Source organism: Myxacorys sp. (genome assembly GCF_059501405.1).
In genome coordinates, this window is sequence record NZ_JCACCM010000087.1 from 114777 (window position 1) to 135475 (window position 20699).

Sequence of the window (20699 nt, forward strand, 5' to 3'; positions counted from 1 at the left end):
GCAGTTCCAGCCAGAACCGCTTTGACTGGCAACGCTCCACTTTGACTACTCAGATGATTCCAATGAATTAAGTGCTTTCAGCTACTCACTTTCAGCTACTCAAAGGTTGAGGGGGCTAGCCCACAGAAATCTAAAATGCCGTCTGATAAAAACTTCAGGTAAACTTAAAAGCCGTCATCGCCATGAACCTTAATAGTAGAAGGAGAGGATAATCCTCAGAACGTTGTTGAGATATCGTGCTCCACACCTCCTAAGTATTTAGATTTCTTAATTCTTCTTAAATTTAATGAATTTGCATGAAAAAAAGATAAGCTTTTCGTGAGAAATCTCTCATGAATGCTTGCCAAAGCGATAAGCTTTCTCTTTATACACGCGAATGAAGTTAGGGAACTGGCGGAAACCTCTTGGCGAAGCACGAACACGCATCTTGGTTTGGTATGTCGTGTTAATGGTCTTCTTCATGCTGGTTTCCATTCCAGCAATTCGCCAAATCTTGTTTGTTCGGGTTCAGGAGCGCATTGAGCAATCCATTAACCAAGAAGTTGAAGAATTCTACCGGTTGCGCAAAGGGCGTAATCCTGATACAAGCAAACCCTTTGGTCAAGATTCAGCGGCGCTTTTCAACGTTTTTCTATCTAGAAACATTCCCGATGAAAGTGAATTTCTCCTGACCCTGCTTAACGGCCAATTGTATAAATCTAACCCCAAAGTCTTGCCAAGCATCCTTCAAGCGGACTCTGTTCTCATTCGGCGCTGGGCACAAGCTACCCAGACTGAACGGGGTGAATTGTCCACGCCCATGGGAGCCATTCTGTATCGGGTCGAACCTGTCATCGTCGATCGAAAAGTAGTGGGCGTGGTTGCAGTTGTTCGCACCACAACGAGGGAACGCAGAGAACTTCATGATGTGATTACAGTCGTTATTGAAGTGATGGTAGTAGTGCTAACGCTCTCATTTGTGCTAGCGTGGCTTGCGGCAGGTCGAGTCTTAGCACCCCTGCATGTTTTAACCGCAACTGCTCGTTCTATCAGCGAGTCTGACCTCACTGAACGAATCTCCGTCCAAGGAACCGATGACCTTGCAGAGTTAGCAACAACGTTTAATGACATGATGGATCGACTCCAAGCCGCGTTTGCGAGTCAGCGGGACTTTATCAATGACGCCGGACACGAACTTCGCATACCCATCACCATTATTCGAGGACATTTAGAATTGATCGGAGACGATCCGATCGAACAGAAAGAAACTCAAGCGCTGGTGTTAGATGAACTCGATCGCTTGAGCCGCTTTGTTGAAGATTTGGTGCTATTGACGAAGGCAGAGCGACCTGATTTCTTGCAGTTGGAGACCGTGAACGTTGGTGTTTTGACCGAAGAGTTGCTTGCAAAAGCGAGGGCACTCGCCGATCGAGACTGGCAACTTGACGCCGTTGGAAAAGGTCAAATGGTTGGCGATCGCCAGCGCATTACGCAAGCAGTGATGAATCTTGCCCAAAACGCCACTCAGCACACTCGCGAGGGCGATCGCATCTCCTTGGGCTCAGCCGTTACTAAACACCACATTGAATTTTGGGTTCGAGATACAGGGGAAGGCATTGACCCCGCCGATCAGCAGCGAATTTTTGAACGGTTTGCCCGCGCTGCCCATAGCCGTCGCCGTTCAGAAGGAGCGGGTTTAGGATTGCCAATTGTGCAAGCGATCGCAGAAGCTCACCACGGGCGTGTGACCCTGTGTAGCCGTCCTGGAACTGGAGCAACCTTCACCCTCGTTTTACCTTTGGAGCCATCCTCGGAGACTATGCCTCATGCATCGGATTCTCATCGCTGAAGATGAACCTCGCATTGCGGCGTTTGTCGAAGAAGGACTACGGGCATGCGGATTTACCACGACGATCGCAACTGACGCAGAGGAAGCCTTACTTCTCATTCGGCAAAGTGAGTTTGACCTACTCATTCTTGATTTGGGGCTTCCAGGCAAAGATGGCTTAGAAGTATTGGAAGAGTTGCGCGGACAGGGTGAATCATTGCCAGTTATCATTCTGACGGCTCGCGATGATATTACCGACAAAGTGACAGGATTTGAACTGGGTGCAGATGACTATGTAACAAAGCCATTCCGGTTTGAAGAACTGTTGGCACGCATCCGAGCGCGTTTAAGGAACGCAGCATCTTCTGTGTATGTCAGAGAAGAGATGGTGCTAAAAGCAGGCAATGTCGTACTGGATTTGCGAACCCGTAAAGTCAGAGTCGGCGATCGTAGCCTCGAATTGCCTGCCCGCGAATTTACCTTAGCAGAAACTTTCTTTCGGCATCCCGGACAGGTGTTGAGTCGGCAACAACTTCTAGATCATGTGTGAGGTTATGCCTATGATCCAGGGTCTAACATTGTCGATGTCTACGTCGGCTATCTGCGTAAAAAACTAGGCAACCAGTTGATCGAAACAGTTCGCGGCAGGGGGTATCGTCTGCGAATCTAACGCAAGGTGCGGCTGTTACAATAATCCAGCAGTTGAATTCTAATCCCTAGTCCCCACGACCATTCGTCTAAATTTCTCACCACCTGATCTAAAGTGTTATGAGCGACCCCAACGACACCATTTTCGGCAAAATTATTCGTAAAGAAATTCCTGCCGACATTGTTTACGAAGATAACTTGGCGCTTGCCTTTCGGGATGTGAATCCGCAGGCTCCGGTGCATATTTTGGTAATTCCCAAGCAAGCGATCGCGAAACTTTCTGATGCGGAATCCCAGGATCATGCGTTGATGGGGCATTTGTTACTGACCGCAAAACGGGTTGCTCAGCAAGTTGGGCTGACAAACGGATATCGCTTGGTCATCAACACAGGAAACGACGGCGGACAGACCGTCGATCACCTTCATTTACATATACTGGGAGGACGTCCAATGGCATGGCCTCCAGGCTAACGAATCAATCTACTAAACTCTGCGAAGTGCGAACGGCTACGCTACGATCGAGATAGAGATTTGGAGGAACGACAACGGTTTACACACGCCCCCTCGCTCGATTAATTGAGCATCTTCAACATTTACCTGGCATTGGTCCAAAATCGGCCCAGCGCTTAGCTCTGCACATCTTGAAGCGCCCCGAAGAAGAAGTCAAAGCTCTGGCAATGGCTTTGGTTGAAGCCAAACTGCAAGTGGGTTACTGTTCGGTCTGCGGTCATCTCTCCGCAGAGCCTGTTTGTGAAATTTGTCGTGCCCCTAATCGGGAGAGTAAAACGATCTGCGTTGTGGCGGATTCGAGAGATCTGATTGCATTAGAGAAAACACGGGAATATCGCGGCAAGTACCATGTTTTGGGCGGCGTCCTCTCTCCGATCAATGGCATTGGTCCTGACCAGCTCAATATCAAAGCCCTGGTTCGTCGAGTCAGTCAGCAAAAGGTGGAAGAGGTCATCTTAGCCATTAGCCCTACCACAGAAGGTGATACGACATCTATGTATGTTGGTGGGCTTCTAAAACCCTTCACTCGCGTGACTCAGATTGCCTTCGGGTTGCCGATGGGAGGCGATTTAGAATATGCCGACGAAGTGACATTGGCACGTGCGTTAGAAGGCCGGCGCGAATTGGAGTAAAAAAAGGACGCTCCTCGGAACGTCCTTCCTATTTCTAGAAGAGGTTGTATGACCAATAGCGATCGTTGGACTACTTCATCTTTTGCTTGATGAACGCCAAGATTTGAGCCATTTGTTTCTTCATTGCATCCATTTCCACCTGCATCTTAGCGATCTTGATGTTGAGCGCTTGGATTTCTGCGGCTCCCGCACCTTCTGTTGGTGGAACGGTTGGAGCGGCAGCAGGGCGGCGTTTTGCTTTTGTCATTGCCGCTTTGATGGCTTCAATTAGCCCTTTTTGGTCAAACGGCTTTTGGACAAATTCAAAATAGTCGAACGGTTCTCGGAATTTTTCAGCCACTTCTTCCTTTCGGCCGGACATCAGCACGAGAGGAATGGTCTGTAAATCGGCTTGACCCTGAATTTGCTGAAAGACTTCCCAACCGCTCATGCGGGGTAGCAAGAAATCTAACATAATAATAGTCGGGCGCTCCTGCCGAATTTTGTTAATGCCCTCAACGCCATCTTTGGCTTCTAGGACTTCAAAATTTCCTTTTGGCAGCATGTCTCGCACCATCGTGCGAATCACGGCGCTGTCGTCGATAACTAAAATCTTGTGACCTGCCACAACTGGACTCCTGTTTAACGGTACTGAGAGAACAACTTTAATATCGTCAGGGAATAGTGTCGGGATCTGATGCGGGCACTTGGTGAGCCAAATAAAGCGGACATCCTGAGCCTAGAACTCTTACAAGTAGAAATAAGATGTCCAGAAGGAGCTTGACAGATGCCCTTCTTACTCTCTCGACAATGGTAAATTCGGTATTAAGATGTGCCAAACACGACTTAGTGTAGCTCCTAACTTTGGAATTGAACGAAGGGTTCTGCATTACTCTTAGAGTGATGAGTTCCCGATTTAGCTCTGGTTTAGCCCACAAGCCTAAATACCGCACTTGCCAGCAAATTTACTGAACTGAGTCCTAGTATTCCCATCTCTATGTCACCTGAAACGAATTCCACCCTTTCTTCGGAATCTTTCTCACGCCGCCCACCTGAAATCGTCGCGATGCCCGATTGGTTAAGGCGGCCCATTGGCAAAGCAAGTGAGATTTCAACCGTTCAGAGAATTATCAAACAGCGCAACATTCATACGATCTGCGAAGAAGGACGTTGCCCGAATCGAGGTGAATGTTACGCCCAAGGAACTGCTAGTTTCTTACTCATGGGGCCCACCTGTACGCGGTCGTGTGGGTTTTGCCAGGTTGATAAGGGTCACGCTCCGATGGCGCTTGATCCTGATGAACCTCGTAAGGTTGCTGAGTCAGTGCGATCGCTGGGATTACGCTACGTTGTGCTAACCTCTGTGGCGCGGGATGACTTGCCCGATCAAGGAGCAGGTTGGTTTGCTCAAACCATGATGAAGATCCGTCAGGTGAATCCAGAGACGCAAATTGAGGTGTTGACGCCAGATTTTTGGGGCGGGCGAGACGATGGAACACCGCCGGAAGACTTGCAGCAGCAGCGAATTGCGACAGTTGTAGCGGCGAAACCCGCTTGCTATAACCATAATATTGAAACGGTGAAGCGGTTGCAGGCTCCGGTGCGACGAGGAGCGAAGTACGATCGCACGCTCCGAGTTCTGCAATTGGTAAAAGAACTTGATCCGACCATTCCTACTAAGTCAGGTGTGATGTTGGGACACGGGGAGACCGAAGCAGAAGTGATCGAAACGTTGAGCGATCTGCGGGCAGTGGAGTGCGATCGCGTCACCCTCGGTCAATATATGCGTCCCTCATTGGCCCATCTTCCCGTTCAGAAATACTGGCATCCTGATGAGTTTGAGAACCTAGGCGCGATCGCCCGCGAAATGGGATTTTCTCATGTGCGATCAGGCCCGTTAGTCAGAAGTTCTTACCATGCGGGGGAAGAAGGGTAGCAGAGCGACTTTGCCCAACATCGCTTTTCCAATGGGCCTATTGCTTAATTGGAAACGGCTTGCGATTGGCTTTGTCAAGCTCCGAAGAATCGCGGCTCAAGTGCGATCTTCACAGCTTAGCAAAGCTAATTGCGACCCATTCACCAGATCGCTCGTGATCAATTGCTTTAAATCCGGCTTTATCTAATGCTGTAGTCACTTCAGTTTCGTAATCGGCAGTGAATCCAGAGGTAATCAGAAGCCCAGAGTGAGCATTGGTTTGGCGGAGCGATCGCCCGTAATCTTCTGCCAAATCAATGTGTACCCGCGCAAAGATATTGGCAACGATCAGATCAAAGCGAGCAGTCGGTTCAAGGGTGGTGACGGTATCAAGGGTTCCGCCCATCCAATGACCCAACTGGCTGCCTCGACCCAAACTGCCTTGCATCACGGTAACGCGGTCTTGAACGCCATTGCGATCGACGGCATCTTGCGTCGCTTCCACAGCGGTTGGATCGTTATCGAGGGCAAGAACCTGAGCGTTGAGGCCTGCGATCGCGACACTCAAAATTCCAGAGCCGCAGCCTAGATCTAACACCTGCATCGAAGGAGTAACGTGTCGCTCGATCAAGCGCAAACTTAGTACCGTCGCTTGATGCAGCCCACTGCCAAAGCTCAAACTTGTTTTCAGGCGGAGTGGAACATCGTTTTCCTTTGTGGTAAACGGCGCATTGGAGCTAAGGATTACAAATCGTCCGACTCGGTGAATTAAAGCAGCTTCGGTGTCAGGCGCTATTTCGTCTACGATCGCGACTTCTAGAGCAGTGGTTTGTCCGGTTCGATGCAGTGGAGAGAGCAACTGACTAATTTTTGCCACCTGTGCTTTCGCCTGCATTCTGTCAGGTAGATAAAAACGAATCGTGAACGCCCAAAGTTCGCTCGCTTCAGTTGTAGCCTGACCTGCTCTGTTGTAATTTACAACGCGAAGATCATTCGTGTAATGATGTTCAGCCAGCAGCGTCCGAACCCAGTCAACCGCCTCAGCCGTTGCATCAAGGCTCAACTCAATCCATGACATAGCATTTCTCTTGAGATTTTTTGCGATCCTACCCTCTTTTCTACACTGCTAGGAATTGTTGAATGACATCATTGCTCAATTGACTCGTCGGGCCCGATGCGACCATACTGCCTTTCTGCATGGCGTAGTACCAGTCTGCCTGCCGCACAAAATGCAAATGTTGCTCCACAAGCAGCACAGAAATACCGGTTGTTTCAATAATCCGCCGGACGGCAGCTTCGATTTCCAGAACGATTGAAGGCTGAATGCCTTCAGTCGGTTCGTCGAGAACCAGCAAGCGAGGACGACCCATCAGGGCGCGGGCGATCGCAAGCTGCTGCTGCTGTCCGCCACTCAGATCGCCCCCCATACGAGACAACATCGTCTTCAGCACCGGAAAAAGCTCGAATATTTCTTCGGGAATCTCCTGCTTTTTCGGGCGCTCTGGCAACGCCTCTAGTCCTAAAATCAAATTCTCTTTAATGGTGAGTCGAGGAATCACTTCCCGGCCTTGCGGAACATATCCGATGCCTAATCTTGCCCGTTGGTCGGTTGTTCTGGCAATAATCGAGTGTCCGTCTAGCTTCAGGTTGCCGCTCCGGGGTTTGAGGATACCCATGAGCGTCTTTAACATTGTGGTTTTGCCAACTCCATTGCGACCAATTAGACAGACCATTTTGCCCGGAAAAACGGTCATATTCACGTTGCGGAGAATGTGGCTTTCTCCGTAATACACGTTGAGATCCTTGACTTCCAGCATTGGTAAGTCTGTATCGGGTTTCGTTGGCTCTAGCGTTGCATTGGCGTAACTCATGGTGTTGTAATAGAGCGTTGTAATAGAGAGAATTATGAGGTTAGGCAATCAAGCCGCAGCGCGATCGTCCTCTTGCTTACCGAGATACACTTCAATGACTCGCGGATCGTTCTGGACTTCATCCATCGAGCCTTCGCACAGAACTGTTCCTTGATGCAGAACCGTAACTTTCCGAGCAATCTGGCGCACAAATTCCATATCGTGTTCAATCACAATAATGGAATGGCTCTCGGCTAAGGCAAGCAATAGGTTCCCGACGTTCTCGGTTTCTTCATCGGTCAGTCCGGCAACAGGCTCATCGACTAATAAAAGATCCGGTGACTGTGCGACCAACATGCCGATTTCTAAGCGCTGCTTTTCCCCATGAGAGAGCAGTGCCGCTTTAAGGTCGGCTTTTGCGTCTAAGCCGATTGTTTCAATCAAGCCTGCTACCGTTCGCCGTTCTGCGCTAGAAGGCTTGCCAAACAAAGCATTCCAGACGTTCTTGTAACGGTTGCAAGACAGTTCTAAATTTTCTCGTGGCGTCAGATTCAAATAGATCCGTGGCGTTTGGAACTTTCGCCCCACACCCAACCGAGCGATTTGATACTCGACGTTGCCCTTGGTTGATTTTCCCTTAAACGTCACCTGTCCGGTTGTGGGCTTTGTTTTGCCGGTAATCACATCTAGGAAGGTTGTTTTGCCCGCGCCATTGGGCCCGATAATCACCCGTAGCTCGCCTGTGTCTAAACTGAAGTTAAGGTTGTTGAGTGCCCGAAAGCCATCGAAATCAACCGTCAGATTCTCGATTTGCAAGATTTTTTCGCTCATACTGCACGCCTGGGTCTTCTTCTAAACTGGGATAGGTTTGGAGCGGACGCCGCTTGTTGATCTGCGATCGCACGAGCCGGACGCCATCCTCTCGCAGCCAGCCAAGGATGCCGCCGGGTAACACCGTCACAACGATCAGAAACAGTCCGCCTTGGAAAAAGTACCAAAATTGCGGAAACCTTTCGCTCAAGATACTTTTGGCAAAATTGACAATCAGTGTGCCAAGAATGGCACCAACGATCGTGGCGCGTCCGCCGACAGCCACCCAAATCACCATCTCGATCGAGAAGGCAATATTCATCGCTTGCGGGGTAATAATGCCCGACTGCACGGTGTAGAGTGCGCCCGCAATTCCGGCAAGTCCGGCAGAAATGGCAAACACCAACACCTTAAACATCGTGGGATCGTAGCCTGAAAACCGCATTCGGGCTTCATCGTCTCGCACGGCCACGAGTAGCCGTCCGGAACGTCCACTTGTGAGCCAGCGGCTGAGGGCGTAGCCGCCCACGAGCAGCAAAATAGTCAGTGTATAGAGAAATGCTTGAACTGGGGGTGAACTTACGGTCTGCCCAAAAATGGTAGCGGTGTCCGTTTTCAGACCGTTGGTTCCGTTGATCAATTTCTGCTGACCATTAAAGAAGTTGAAGAATACGATCAGCGCGGCCTGAGTCAAAATCGAGAAATAAACGCCTCGGATTCGGTTTCGGAACACGAGATAGCCGAGAGTCGCGGCCACGATCGTCGGAATAAAGACGATCGCAAATAGGGTAAACGGCAGCGAATAAAACGGCTGCCACAACCATGGCAGCTCTGTCACGCCGTAGGGCGAGAAGAAGTCGGGCAATTGACCATCGGGAAGCTGCAACAGCAGAAACATCGCCAAGCTATAGCCGCCGAGGGCAAAGAAAACGCCTTGACCTAAACTCAGAATTCCGGTGAATCCCCAAATCAGGTCAATGCCTAGTGCTGCGATCGCCAGGGCTAAGTATCTCCCCAGCAGATTCACGCGAAATCCTTGACCCGAACCAACTAAAATCGGTGGAATCACGAACAGCAGCAGCAGTGCGATCGCGGCGACGATGCCTGCTTCGATCAAAAGCCTCTGTCGAGCTTTGGATTTAGATTGTATGAGTGCATCCACTGATTTATCTCCAACAACTGAAGGGAGCCTGCCTCTAAGCTTCTGTGAGCTAGGATCATCAAACTGTAGCGAGTGGCGCAAACCGCGACTCAACTTAGCACCGTTCTAAATTACGACTATCAGTTTAAGCATCCACTGTTCGTCCTTTTTGCGGGAACAGCCCACCAGGACGAAACTGTAGAAACGCAATAATCAACGCGAACACCAATACCTTCGCCATGCTAATGGTTGAAAAGAAGGCAAATGTGTCTGACAGCGGCTTAATCGGGGCAGTCAGATCAACCAGCGTGTTCGAGCCGATCAGATAGTTGGCGGTGCCGATCGCAAGAGCGGCAATAATGCTGCCTGCCAGTTTCCCAACACCGCCCACGACCACCACCATGAAGGTGTCTACGATATAGTTCTGTCCTGTATTCGGTCCAACTGATCCGAGCAAACTCACCGCACAGCCTGCCAGTCCTGCCAATCCAGACCCCAAGGCAAACGTCAGCGCATCGACTTTCTTAGTGGGAATGCCAAGACAAGCACTCATAGTGCGATTCTGCGTCACAGCGCGAATTCGTAAACCCCACGGCGTGTTGTTTAAAAACCAATACACTCCGACGACACACGCGATCGTCAGCACAATAATAAAAATGCGAGCGTAGGAAAACTGCGTTCCCGCGATGGGAAATCCCCCTCTTAACCATTTCGGCGCGGTTACGTCCACATTGCGGGCGTCAAACCACAGTTTTGTAAAAGCAGGTTTGTAGAGTGTGCCGAGAACGTTACCCGTCGCGATCGCAGCGGCTGCCGATAGCGGAATCATGATCGCTAGAAACCAACCGCGTGCCCGCTCAAAATCAGTGCGACGGGCGACGATCCACATCGCTCCAAAGAACAGCAGGCAAAATAGAGCCACGATCGTCACAAGTTGCCAACTGACGCTGCGGACAAGCTGCTGCAAAATCAAGCTGACGCCCCAAGTGGCCAGCAACGTTTCGAGCGGTCGCCCATAGAGATAGCGAATGACGCCTCGCTCTAAAACCAAGCCAAAGATCGCCGTTACGATAAACGCGGCGATCAGCGCAATAAAAATGTAGATGCCAAACAGAGGTGTTCCTTTCAGCGCATTCTGCACCATGTAGGTGGTATATGCGCCCAGCATCATCAACTCACCGTGTGCCATATTGATCACACCCATGAGTCCGAATACGATCGCAAGACCCAACGCGGCAAGTAACAGCACTGATCCGAGGCTGATGCCGCTAAAAATTCCGTCTAGTAGTCCTGATAGCATAAGGCTTTCCTAAAGATGGATAAGGGACGCTGAAAGGCGTCCCTTCTTCTTACGTCGTCTTGTACTTACCGCCTTTAGCTGGATCAGACCAGTCGCACGCAAATCCTTTCGTATCGGTTACAAACTGATTCCACGGCACGGGCTTCACCGCTTCCTTGGTTTCGTAGACAATCTTAAACAGCGAGTCCTCACCCACTTCGCCAATGCGAACGAACTTAGACAAGTGATGGTTTGAATTCATCGTGATCTTGCCTTGTGGCGCATCGAAGGTCTGACCGTAAGCGGCGGTTTTCACCTTTTCTAGATCCTCATACGTTCCCGCCTTCTCAACCGATTGCTTCCACAGATACACCATGATGTAAGCGGCTTCCATCGGATCGTTAACCACGCGATCGCTGCCATACTTCGCCTTGAATGCCTCCACAAACTTCGTACTAGCAGGCGAATTGACCGTTTGAAAATAGTTCCACGCGGCGTAGTGCCCTTGGAGATAATCCACCCCGATCGCTTTGACTTCTTCTTCGGCAATACTGACCGACATCGACGGATATTTATCAGGGCCTAAACCAGATGCTTGCAGTTCTTTAAAGAACGCAACGTTGCTATCACCGTTCAAGCTGTTGTAGATCACGCCGCCATTCGGCAACGCCTGCTTGATCTTTTGAATCACCGATTTGACTTCTGTGCTGCCGAGCGGAACGTAGTCTTCGCCAACCGTCTTACCACCTTTTGCCGCTAACTGCGCTTTGATAATGGTGTTGGCGGTGCGAGGGAAGACATAATCTGAGCCGACTAGGAAGAATTCTTTGCCTTTGTTCTCTAGCAGCCAATCGACCGAAGGCTCGATCTGTTGGTTCGGCGCTGCACCCGTGTAGAAGACATTTTTCGAGCATTCTTGCCCTTCATACTGCACCGGATACCATAGCAGGCTGTTCTTTGACTCAAACACAGGCAAGACGGCTTTGCGGCTTGCCGATGTCCAGCAACCAAACACCGTTGCCACTTTGTCTTGATCGATCAGTTTTTTCGCCTTCTCAGCGAAGGTGGGCCAGTCGGAGTTGCCATCTTCGATAATCGCTTCGATTTGCTTACCGAGAACGCCTCCCGCTTGGTTGATTTCTTCGATCGCCAGGTTCTCGGCATCAACGACGCTCTTTTCGCTAATCGCCATCGTGCCGCTCAGCGAGTGTAAAATTCCCACCTTAACGGTGTTGCCCGACGCTGATGTGGAGGCAGCGGTCGAAGCAGCAGGCGACGCTCCAGGACTAGCCGTTGTGGAAGGATCGCTCCCACAGGCTTTGAGAAGAATGCTCCCAGCGGCAGTGGAGCCTAGAATCATAAATTCACGCCGACCGAACGATTTTGTCATATCTAGTGTTGCTCTCCACGGGAATAGTGCGCTTAACTCAATCCGACTCTTCAAGCTATCTATTCGTCATCACGGCTGAGCGGTTCTTTCGGGAGGGTGCGCCGCGCTCGATTGCGAATCAAGCAATCCGAGGCAGAGAACACTTGCTTTGTAGGGCGAATGATCGCTTCAACTGGGCAAATTAGACCCGCGTTCTAGTCCTCTTCAGACGTGTTTTGATCAATAGCTAAAGCAGACTCAGTGATAACTCTGAGATATTAGGGCTTCGCTTCGCCGGGAAAATGTATTGAAAATTACAAACTACTGTTTAGCCGATGCTCTCTGGTTCTAAAATCAGTCCTGAGTGGGTTTCTAAGAAATGAATTATTGTATTAAGCCCGTCCCCAGTTTTGAGGTTTGTAAAGACAAACGGTTTGCTGCCTCGCATTTTTTGGGCGTCACGCTGCATCACAGACAAATCTGCCCCAACATAGGGCGCGAGATCGATTTTATTAATCACGAGCAAATCGGATTTTGTGATTCCTGGCCCACCTTTGCGCGGAATCTTGTCGCCTCCTGCAACATCGATCACATAAATATTGAGATCTACAAGTTCTGGGCTAAAGGTTGCGGCCAAGTTATCCCCTCCGCTTTCAACCAGAATTAAGTTGAGGGTTTGAAACCGCCCTTCGAGGTCATCGATCGCCGCTAAATTCATTGAAGCGTCTTCTCGGATCGCGGTGTGGGGACAGCCGCCTGTCTCAACGCCAATGATGCGATCGCGCTCTAATGCCTGCGATCGCACGAGATACTGTGCGTCTTCTTGGGTGTAAATATCGTTTGTCACCACCGCAATGCTATAGCGCGATCGCATCGCTTTGCACAACGCATCCACTAAAGCGGTTTTTCCTGAACCAACTGGACCTGCGACTCCGACTCGAAACGCATTCATACCCTGCCCCAACTAAAAAAATTCGTAATTCACAATTGAGACCTTACCTCAATTCTGAATTACGAATCGTGAATCACAAAGTAGTTTTAGGATTTGGGCTAAGTTTAGTATTCGGGTACAGAAGGATCAACATCGCGACTCCAAGCCGTAATGCCGCCCGTTACGTTTGTGCCTTCAATTCCGGCTTCTTTAAGAATCGCCAACGCTTTCGCCGATCGCCCGCCCATTTTGCAGTGAGCGATTAGCTTATGGCCGTTGAGCAATTCTTTGACTTTTTCAACGCCTGATCCGTTTTCAATATCAGGGAGTGGAACCAAGACAGAACCTGGAATTTTAGCAATCTCGACTTCGTTTGGATTGCGGACATCGAGCAGCACATATTCACTGCCGATCGCGCCACTATCAATTAGCTGTTTCAACTCAGTTGCAGACATTTCTTGCACGTTTTTACGCTCCTGTTCTTCAGCCGCTTTCGCTTGAGGAATGCCACAGAACTCCTCATAATCGATCAACTTTTCGATCACCGGACGCTCTGGATTGGGACGCAATTTTAGCTCTCGGAATTTCATCTCCAGCGCATTGTAGAGCAACAGTCGCCCGCTGAGAGTGTTTCCAGCTCCCAAAATAATTTTAATCGCCTCGGTCGCTTGAATCGTGCCGATAATGCCGCACAGCACACCCAAAACGCCCCCTTCTGCACAAGAAGGAACCAGTCCGGGTGGCGGGGGTTCTGGGTACAAATCGCGATAGTTGGGTCCGCCCTCGTAGTTGAAGACCGTTGCCTGTCCTTCAAATCGGAAAATAGAACCGTACACGTTGGGTTTGCCCAGCATGACACAGGCATCATTGACTAGATATCGAGTGGGAAAGTTATCCGTTCCATCAATCACAATATCGTAGGGTTCAGCAATCTCTAAAGCGTTGTCAGATCTAAAACTCGTTTCGTAGAGATCGACTTGACAGTGAGGATTGATTTCTAGAATTCGGTTTTTAGCAGACTCGATCTTAGGTTTACCGACCCAAGACGTTCCATGAATGATTTGACGTTGCAGATTAGAGCTATCAACAATATCAAAATCGACAATTCCGAGCCGCCCGATCCCCGCTGCTGCTAGATAGACCAACAGTGGAGAACCGAGTCCTCCGGTTCCGACACACAAGATACTGGCAGCTTTGAGCCGTTTTTGACCCTCAACGCCAACTTCCGGCAAAATCAAATGGCGCGAATAGCGCGCAATATCGTCTTGAGTTAACTGGATATCATCCAGATTGGGATTTAGCATGGTGCGTTTGCTGAGATGAACAGAGTGCTAGGGACTGTCTTGGAGAATCAACACGTCCTCTTCGTGAAAAACCTGTTGATCGTTGAGGCTCCAGCTACGGACATCGCCTGCTTTGCCTTGGGGTACAGAGACGATCAGATATGAATAGTGCTGCCAAGCAGCGGCGCGATCGTACTCCGAGGGTTCAGCCAGACAATCAGGATGAGAGTGATAAATACCGATGATATCTAAACCAAGAGTCCGTCCGTATTTCATTGCCACCAGCATTGCTTCGGGTGGAATCAAATAACGGCGCTTCTTCGTCAGGTCAGACTGGGCTTCCTCTCTCCAAATGTTGTTCGTCGCTCGAACTTCCATGACGGTTTTCCCAGTGGGGTCACTCGTGCCCAACAGCAAACCACAGCACTCTTCGGGATAGGTGCGGTTGGCATGAGCTTGAATGCTCGCCAAATGCTGAGAGTCGAGGCTGAGAACCACGGCAGGATGATCTTTGGATAAGACAGACACCTATTGTAAGACAGGATCGAACCGTCCGCGTTAACCGTCTATATATAGGATAGGAATATAGGAATATAGGATAGGAATATAGGAATATAGGATAGGAATATAGGACTCTGAACGCCTTTTCTAGCTCAGCTCAAAACAGGCATGTCAAAACAAGCCATGAAACTGTCGCGAAACGTGTTACCTATCCTTCTGAACTATCACAGAATTGCTATCACAGGATTGTCGTAGGCGTCGCTCCGCCAAGGCAGATAGACCCCAAGGCAGATAGAATAGAGAATGCAATTCAGCCGATCCTCTTTGGGAGAGAACACATTATGGTACAAGTTACCGCACAACCTACAAGCGGACTTGATATTCCTAGCCTCGATGCGGAACTTGAAAGCCAAAGTCCGCAAAAAATTCTCGAATGTGCCTTGAGTCAGTTTGATAACATTGCCATCTCTTTTAGTGGAGCGGAAGATGTTGTCTTGATCGACATGGCTCACAAAATCAGAAAAGACATTAAAGTCTTCAGCCTTGACACTGGACGCTTGCACGCAGAAACCTATCAGTTTATCGATCGCGTCAGAAAGCATTACGGCATTGCGATCGACATTATGACTCCCGATGCGGCTCGACTCGAAGCCATGGTTAATGCCAAAGGACTCTTTAGCTTCTACGAAGACGGGCATCAAGAATGCTGCGGCATTCGTAAAGTCGCTCCCCTGCGGCGCAAGCTTTCAACCCTAGATGCCTGGATTACTGGACAGCGCAAAGATCAGAGTCCATCGACGCGTGCGAGCGTTCCAGTTGTACAAGTCGATACAGCGTTTTCCAGTGATGATCACAACTTAATCAAATTCAACCCCCTCTCCAGTTGGTCATCAGCAGATGTCTGGATGTATATCCGCTCGTATGACGTACCTTACAACCCTCTCCACGAGCGCGGATTCATCAGCATTGGCTGCGAACCCTGTACCCGCGCTGTTCTTCCCAATCAGCACGAACGAGAAGGACGCTGGTGGTGGGAAGAGGCGACCAAGAAAGAATGCGGTCTGCACGCGGTTAACCCATCTGAAGCTTAATGCACAGATCGCTCAGCAGGAAATAATGCCGTAGAATAGGAAGGTTGTCTACATTACGATCGCAGGCGAAGTCATGGCAGTTCCTAAGAAGAAAACATCAAAATCAAAGCGAGATAAGCGTAAAGCCACCTGGAAGCACAAAGCTACTCTTCAGGCTCAGCGGGCGCTCTCCCTTGGGAAATCCATCCTAACAGGACGGGCACAGGGTTTTGTCTACCCAGCCAATGAGGAAGAGGAAGAATAGTGCCACTCTATCAAAGTGGGGATTCGTTCAGAACTTGAATCTGTTACTTAATTTAAGTGCTGTTGTAGGACAAAGGCATGGCGGGAAAGTTTTTTACAAAGCCAGGATCGGAGTACGGCGATCGTGTCCCCAAAGGTCAACATTTGACCAATGGCTTCCCAGTGCTGACCTATGGCGGAACTCCCCACGTTGACCGAGACACCTGGCAGTTTAGAGTCTGGGGCTTGGCAAAGGAAACTACCTTTAGCTGGGCAGAGTTGATGGCAATGCCTCAGACTGATTTTACGGCTGATTTTCACTGTGTTACCACTTGGTCAAAGCTAGACGTGCAGTGGACAGGTGTGAAAGTCGTTGATTTTATGAAGCACGTCGAGGTTGATCCCGCCGCTGTTCACATCATGGAACACTGCTACGGGGACTACACCACCAATATTTCAATGGACGATTTTTTGCGTGAGGAGAATTTCTTTGCTCACACAGTGTTTGGTGAACCGCTTCCGCCAGATCACGGAGGGCCGCTTCGGCTCGTTGTTCCTCATCTCTACGCTTGGAAAAGCGCCAAGTGGATTAACGGCTTAGAGTTTCTGTCTAAAGAAGAGCTAGGCTTTTGGGAGCGAAATGGCTATCACCATCGCGGAGATCCCTGGAAAGAAGAACGGTATAGCGGTCGGTAATCATGCAGAAAGGTCGAGGTGATGACACCCCGACCTTTTTTGTAGATAGCCTTTTTGTAAACAGAAGTTACGTGGTTAGTGAATGGGCAGGAGAACTGTAAAAGTACTTCCCTCACCGGCACCAGAGCGGACGCTGATCGTGCCGTTGTGAGCTTGAGCAATTCGGCGCGACAGATGCAGTCCAAGACCGCTTCCCGATCGCTTGTGTTTACCTGAATTAAAGCTCTCAAACAGTGTGCTTTGTTCTTCTAAGGGAATGCCAGGACCCGTATCGATTACTTCAAGCTTAACGGCTGCCGTTGAAGACATATGGGTTTTAGATAAGCGTACCGTTACCGAACCTTGATCTGTAAATTTGATGGCGTTTCCGATCAGGTTGGTCAGAACGCGCCGCAATTCGATGCGATCGCCCTTAATCGAATAGTCTTCGCTAGGATTACCCGATTCAAATAGGAGTTCTAGCTGTTTGTCGATCGCCAGCGGCGACAATTCCTCAATCACCTCTTGGGTTAGATCTAACAAGTTAACAGGTGAGAAAGTAAGAGTTTTGCGTCCTGCTTCGTAGCGATAGACCTCAAGCAGCATGTTCACCATGGTCAGCAAGTTTTGATTGCTGCGAACCATGATCGAGATTGCTTCTTGCACATCATTGGATAGCTCTCCCATCACGCCTTGTGCCAGCAGATCTAACATGCGATCGGCAGCAACAAGCGGGGTGCGTAAATCGTGGGTGAGGCGAGAGACAAAATCTTCTCGCTGACGGGCAATCTGATCCCGCTCATCGACGCTATGTTTTAGGCGCAGCAAGGCCCGGACTCGCGCCAAAAGCTCATCAAAGTGAACAGGCTTACGGATGAAATCATCTGCTCCCGTATCTAGACCCTGCGCCACGCTTGGCTGATCGTAAGCCGTCGTGAGCAGAATCGGCATAAACGGTAGCTTGATGTTGTCGCGAATTCGACGAGTCACCTCATAGCCATCCATGCCAGGCATCATGACATCGAGCAGTACCAAATCAGGCGGAGCCTGATCGATTTTATCTAGTGCTTCTCTGCCGCTTTCTGCAAGTTCGACTTCGTAGCCTTCATCTTGGAGAATCGCTTGGATCAGCAGACAATTGTCGGGTGTGTCGTCTACAACGAGAATTCGATCCACGTTACGAGTTTGGGTAAGAGGTCTATAATTCATGCGCCTCTAATGAAGAGGGCATGGGCTTATAATATGGGTTCATAGTGTAATAAACACTACTTTCGTTAGATCTAACCTCATTCCTGCGAGTGATCTTTTGATTTTTCTATCGTGTAGGAGTTGACGTACTCCACAGCAATCGGTGTAATATGCTGCACAATTTGATTTATGATTTGGCGTTCTGTTTCCGTCCAGCGGCGCGATCGCGCCATTAGGCAAGGTTGCAGTACGCCCCAAAGTTGCTGATCTTGGCAGAGGTGAGCATGAATCAGGGCACGATGACCAAAATTTTCTTGCTCAAACTGTCGATTTAATTGATCAGAACTGGCGGTTTCAACGTCCTCAATAAACAGAGATGGTTCGGTTCTTAGAGCAGCAGCAAACATCGGATCTTCATCAGGTAACGAAGGTGGTTCGGGCTTCCATTCCTCATCATAAACTGTGGGAACATCAGACGAGCGAACCCAACAAAAGGGTACTCTACCCAGGCGCGTTTGGGGCTGTCGCAGATACAAAAAGCAGCGATCGCACTGCAAAAATTCTGCGATCGCGCCCATCAGGTCAGAAAAGCGCTCTTCTGGCGATCGCTCACTCGCCAAAACTTCAGCAATCTGGCTCGGTAATTGAATCGTATTTATCATTTCTTGCTATTATTTTTGCTCTTAACAAATGTCCACTCTACTAATTGGCGCTGTGCTTCTTTGAGGGCAGCGGTGAGACTGGCATTATTCTCAAACTTAATCTGGTTGAGATTAGAAACCTCGACATTGACGGTAAAACGATCGTTCTCAAAACACCACGGTTCGATCGTCACGGTTCCATCGCTAAACTGCCGAATGTCGTAGCGTTTGCCGTCGTGGGCTTTGCTCACTTCAAGGGCGCGTTCGTCCTCTGGAAGCTGAGCTTGACAGAGAATGAGAGAGCAGCGATCGCACCACTGCAAAAAGTCATAGGCGCTAGAAGCATCCTCTTTGGAAATCCCTAGCTCTTGACACCACCGCTTCTGATCTTCGATCTGGTCATCTAAGAATTCATCAGCTTCTTTCGAGGTTCCGCGCTGCGATTCCAGCAACCGGGACATGTGCATCGACGTTAGGAGAGCAACCCATCGACCACGATAGAGTGAATCTTGCAAGTGCTTTCTCAATCGAGGAAACGACGTTTCCTGATCTTGAGTAAAGTCCATCGGCGCACCAGCTTTTGTAAGGTTGTTTTCTTCCCACTCTCTTTCTAAATCATCGTGGTGCGAAATTGCCGCAAGCGTCTCATACAGTCTTGGAGGGGCCTCTTTTCTGCGCCATTGACCTGCAATTTGGGCAGCCAGCAGAGCATGGGCACGATGGTAAATCACCTGCCACCCCGTTTGAGTTGGATGTACGATCATAGAAGTAAAATTAGAAACCCAAAAGTTAACACTTCTTCAAAGTGTATTGATATTAACAGAAGACTTAAATCTACCCTGCGATCGATAGACCGGGTTAGGCACGATGCAATCGCGTTAGTTGATGTTGGATCAGCAGGAGCGCGATCGCAAGTCCAACCAGTACGACAGGAATGCTGGTTAAGCCGATTGAGGCCGCAATCCATCCTAACGCCGTCGGAATCGTCGCTGCGCCCAAGCTCGCCACACTCGTTACAAATCCGATCGTTGCTGGAACTAATACACTCGGCACTCGCTGCGGCATTAGCCAAATGGTGGCTGGAAAAATTGGCGCTAGCGCAAACCCAATCAAGGGCAGGCTGAGCCATTGGCCGGGCACTAACCACCAAAGGAGTAACCCAATTGTCAGAACCAAGAGTGAGAGATTAATGGTACGACTCGCCCCTAGCTTTGCCAGAAAGTAGCCCAAGCTGAACCGCCCTAACGTTAAGCCCAACCAATAAGCACTGACACTGTATCCAGCAATTAGCGTAGACGTTCCCCGGCTGACCGCTTCAACCGTATATGCCCAATTGCCAACTGCGCTTTCTGTTCCCACATACACGAGTAAAAGCAATCCAGTGAGCAATACGGCTGGAATTCGTAACGCCAACCGTAAATTAGAGGAATTGCTGTCATGGGAATTGAGTGTGCGAATACTCATAGGGCGATAGTTGGATAATACAATCCACAACACAGCCAGCACAAATATGCCAACAATAGCGGCAATGACTAAATAAACTAATCGCCAATCGAATCCCAAGGCTAATAGAGTCGTTGCGATCGCAGGCCCTAACAATGCTCCAATGCCATAAAATCCGTGCAGAATGCCGATCAAATTAGCATTCTGCGAATCGCTCACAATATAGGTATTAATTCCAGCGTCAATGAGCCCAATGCCCAATCCTAGCGCTACTCCTGTGATAACCATCAGCCACCAAAACGGAGATAGAGCGTAAATCAGCACTGCGCTGCTTAGAAGGACGCCAGCGAGTAACAGCATTCGGGCAAGTCCGATACGAGCGCTAAGCAGACTACTAGCGATCGCAGCAGTGACGTATCCCCCAATCTGGCTAACGAATAGGAAAGTGACTGTTGCCGGAGTGAGATTGTAGGTCGTCACAATGGACGGCAGCAGCACGCCTAATCCTCCTTCTGCCACACCGATCGCAATGAACGCATAGAGGGAGAGAGCAATCCCAATCCAAGCTGGGTGCTGAGAGCGGCGGGCATCACGAGGAGTGGGCGACTGACTGATCCAAGCCGTAAAGCGCTGCAACCATTGTTTGACCATATTGTTTAGCCTTAAAAGCTCAAAATCAGGATTGGTGTATCCTGATTCCTGTGGCTGTGAGCCCTCAGTGTGTCATCAAAGTTTAGGTTTTATCTATCCCGTGAGTGATAGCAACTGCAAATACTTTCCTGAT

20 protein-coding genes and 2 pseudogenes are annotated in these 20699 nt (G+C 49.5%); 8 read left to right on the forward strand and 14 right to left on the reverse strand.

Going from position 1 to position 20699, the window contains the following annotated elements; translation table 11 throughout:
* The first annotated feature begins 376 nt into the window (after positions 1–376).
* The 4 genes and pseudogenes from AC5I6P_RS09805 to recR form a co-directional block, all read left to right on the forward strand.
* Entirely contained in the window at positions 377–1828 is a 1452-nt protein-coding gene (locus tag AC5I6P_RS09805) for a sensor histidine kinase (RefSeq protein ID WP_495693568.1), read from the forward strand.
* Positions 1806–2477, forward strand: a pseudogene (locus tag AC5I6P_RS09810) (response regulator transcription factor). Before AC5I6P_RS09805 ends, AC5I6P_RS09810 begins: the two are co-directional and overlap by 23 nt.
* Before the next feature lie 98 nt (positions 2478–2575).
* Entirely contained in the window at positions 2576–2926 is a 351-nt protein-coding gene (locus AC5I6P_RS09815) for a histidine triad nucleotide-binding protein (RefSeq protein ID WP_495693569.1), read from the forward strand.
* 89 nt (positions 2927–3015) lie between these two features.
* Positions 3016–3597, forward strand: a pseudogene (recR, locus tag AC5I6P_RS09820) (recombination mediator RecR); the annotation flags it as partial.
* Between the two features lie 70 nt (positions 3598–3667).
* Here the strand turns inward: recR and AC5I6P_RS09825 are convergent.
* Positions 3668–4204 carry a response regulator gene (locus AC5I6P_RS09825; RefSeq protein WP_495693570.1) on the reverse strand — a complete coding sequence of 179 codons (537 nt, stop codon included), beginning with the start codon at positions 4202–4204 and terminating at the stop codon, positions 3668–3670.
* Between the two features lie 369 nt (positions 4205–4573).
* On the opposite strand from AC5I6P_RS09825, the gene lipA reads away from it, so the two are divergent.
* Positions 4574–5512: a lipoyl synthase gene (gene lipA / locus AC5I6P_RS09830; protein ID WP_495693571.1), complete on the forward strand. Its 939-nt coding sequence runs from the start codon at positions 4574–4576 to the stop codon at positions 5510–5512.
* A gap of 109 nt (positions 5513–5621) precedes the next feature.
* Here the strand turns inward: lipA and AC5I6P_RS09835 are convergent, their stop codons facing one another.
* From AC5I6P_RS09835 to AC5I6P_RS09875, 9 genes are all read right to left on the reverse strand, one after another.
* On the reverse strand, positions 5622–6569 hold the full coding sequence (locus AC5I6P_RS09835; RefSeq protein ID WP_495693572.1) for a 50S ribosomal protein L11 methyltransferase: 948 nt from the start codon (positions 6567–6569) through the stop codon (positions 5622–5624).
* A gap of 40 nt (positions 6570–6609) precedes the next feature.
* Entirely contained in the window at positions 6610–7362 is a 753-nt protein-coding gene (urtE, locus tag AC5I6P_RS09840) for an urea ABC transporter ATP-binding subunit UrtE (protein ID WP_495693573.1), read from the reverse strand.
* 48 nt (positions 7363–7410) lie between these two features.
* Positions 7411–8172, reverse strand: a complete 762-nt coding sequence (urtD, locus tag AC5I6P_RS09845) for an urea ABC transporter ATP-binding protein UrtD (protein ID WP_495693574.1) — start codon at positions 8170–8172, stop codon at positions 7411–7413.
* Positions 8132–9313 carry an urea ABC transporter permease subunit UrtC gene (urtC, locus tag AC5I6P_RS09850; RefSeq protein WP_495693575.1) on the reverse strand — a complete coding sequence of 394 codons (1182 nt, stop codon included), beginning with the start codon at positions 9311–9313 and terminating at the stop codon, positions 8132–8134. The genes urtD and urtC overlap by 41 nt, the downstream gene beginning before the upstream one ends.
* 124 nt (positions 9314–9437) lie before the next feature.
* On the reverse strand, positions 9438–10592 hold the full coding sequence (urtB, locus tag AC5I6P_RS09855) for an urea ABC transporter permease subunit UrtB (RefSeq protein WP_495693576.1): 1155 nt from the start codon (positions 10590–10592) through the stop codon (positions 9438–9440).
* Between the two features lie 49 nt (positions 10593–10641).
* Positions 10642–11961, reverse strand: a complete 1320-nt coding sequence (urtA, locus tag AC5I6P_RS09860; RefSeq protein WP_495693577.1) for an urea ABC transporter substrate-binding protein — start codon at positions 11959–11961, stop codon at positions 10642–10644.
* Positions 11962–12268: 307 nt separating this feature from the next.
* The gene (ureG, locus tag AC5I6P_RS09865) at positions 12269–12892 is read right to left on the reverse strand and encodes an urease accessory protein UreG (RefSeq protein ID WP_495693578.1); all 624 of its coding nucleotides are present in this window, start codon (positions 12890–12892) and stop codon (positions 12269–12271) included.
* Between the two features lie 104 nt (positions 12893–12996).
* On the reverse strand, positions 12997–14175 hold the full coding sequence (gene moeB / locus AC5I6P_RS09870) for a molybdopterin-synthase adenylyltransferase MoeB (protein WP_495693579.1): 1179 nt from the start codon (positions 14173–14175) through the stop codon (positions 12997–12999).
* 27 nt (positions 14176–14202) lie between these two features.
* Entirely contained in the window at positions 14203–14682 is a 480-nt protein-coding gene (locus tag AC5I6P_RS09875; protein ID WP_495693580.1) for a M67 family metallopeptidase, read from the reverse strand.
* A gap of 314 nt (positions 14683–14996) precedes the next feature.
* Here AC5I6P_RS09875 and AC5I6P_RS09880 point away from each other — a divergent pair, with 314 nt between their 5' ends.
* From AC5I6P_RS09880 to AC5I6P_RS09890, 3 genes are all read left to right on the forward strand, one after another.
* On the forward strand, positions 14997–15746 hold the full coding sequence (locus AC5I6P_RS09880) for a phosphoadenylyl-sulfate reductase (RefSeq protein WP_495693581.1): 750 nt from the start codon (positions 14997–14999) through the stop codon (positions 15744–15746).
* A gap of 73 nt (positions 15747–15819) precedes the next feature.
* The gene (gene rpmF / locus AC5I6P_RS09885; RefSeq protein WP_495693582.1) at positions 15820–15990 is read left to right on the forward strand and encodes a 50S ribosomal protein L32; all 171 of its coding nucleotides are present in this window, start codon (positions 15820–15822) and stop codon (positions 15988–15990) included.
* 77 nt (positions 15991–16067) lie between these two features.
* Positions 16068–16664, forward strand: coding sequence for a sulfite oxidase-like oxidoreductase (locus AC5I6P_RS09890; RefSeq protein WP_495693583.1), 597 nt, complete (start codon positions 16068–16070; stop codon positions 16662–16664).
* A 75-nt stretch (positions 16665–16739) separates the two neighbouring features.
* Here the strand turns inward: AC5I6P_RS09890 and AC5I6P_RS09895 are convergent, their stop codons facing one another.
* The 4 genes from AC5I6P_RS09895 to AC5I6P_RS09910 form a co-directional block, all read right to left on the reverse strand.
* The gene (locus AC5I6P_RS09895) at positions 16740–17852 is read right to left on the reverse strand and encodes a hybrid sensor histidine kinase/response regulator (RefSeq protein WP_495693584.1); all 1113 of its coding nucleotides are present in this window, start codon (positions 17850–17852) and stop codon (positions 16740–16742) included.
* Between the two features lie 77 nt (positions 17853–17929).
* Positions 17930–18493, reverse strand: coding sequence for a GAF domain-containing protein (locus AC5I6P_RS09900; protein WP_495693585.1), 564 nt, complete (start codon positions 18491–18493; stop codon positions 17930–17932).
* The gene (locus AC5I6P_RS09905; protein ID WP_495693586.1) at positions 18490–19236 is read right to left on the reverse strand and encodes a DUF3891 family protein; all 747 of its coding nucleotides are present in this window, start codon (positions 19234–19236) and stop codon (positions 18490–18492) included. The genes AC5I6P_RS09900 and AC5I6P_RS09905 overlap by 4 nt, the downstream gene beginning before the upstream one ends.
* Before the next feature lie 94 nt (positions 19237–19330).
* A complete protein-coding gene (locus tag AC5I6P_RS09910; protein ID WP_495693587.1) occupies positions 19331–20566 on the reverse strand; it encodes an MFS transporter in 1236 nt (411 codons plus the stop codon).
* Positions 20567–20699 lie beyond the last annotated feature (133 nt).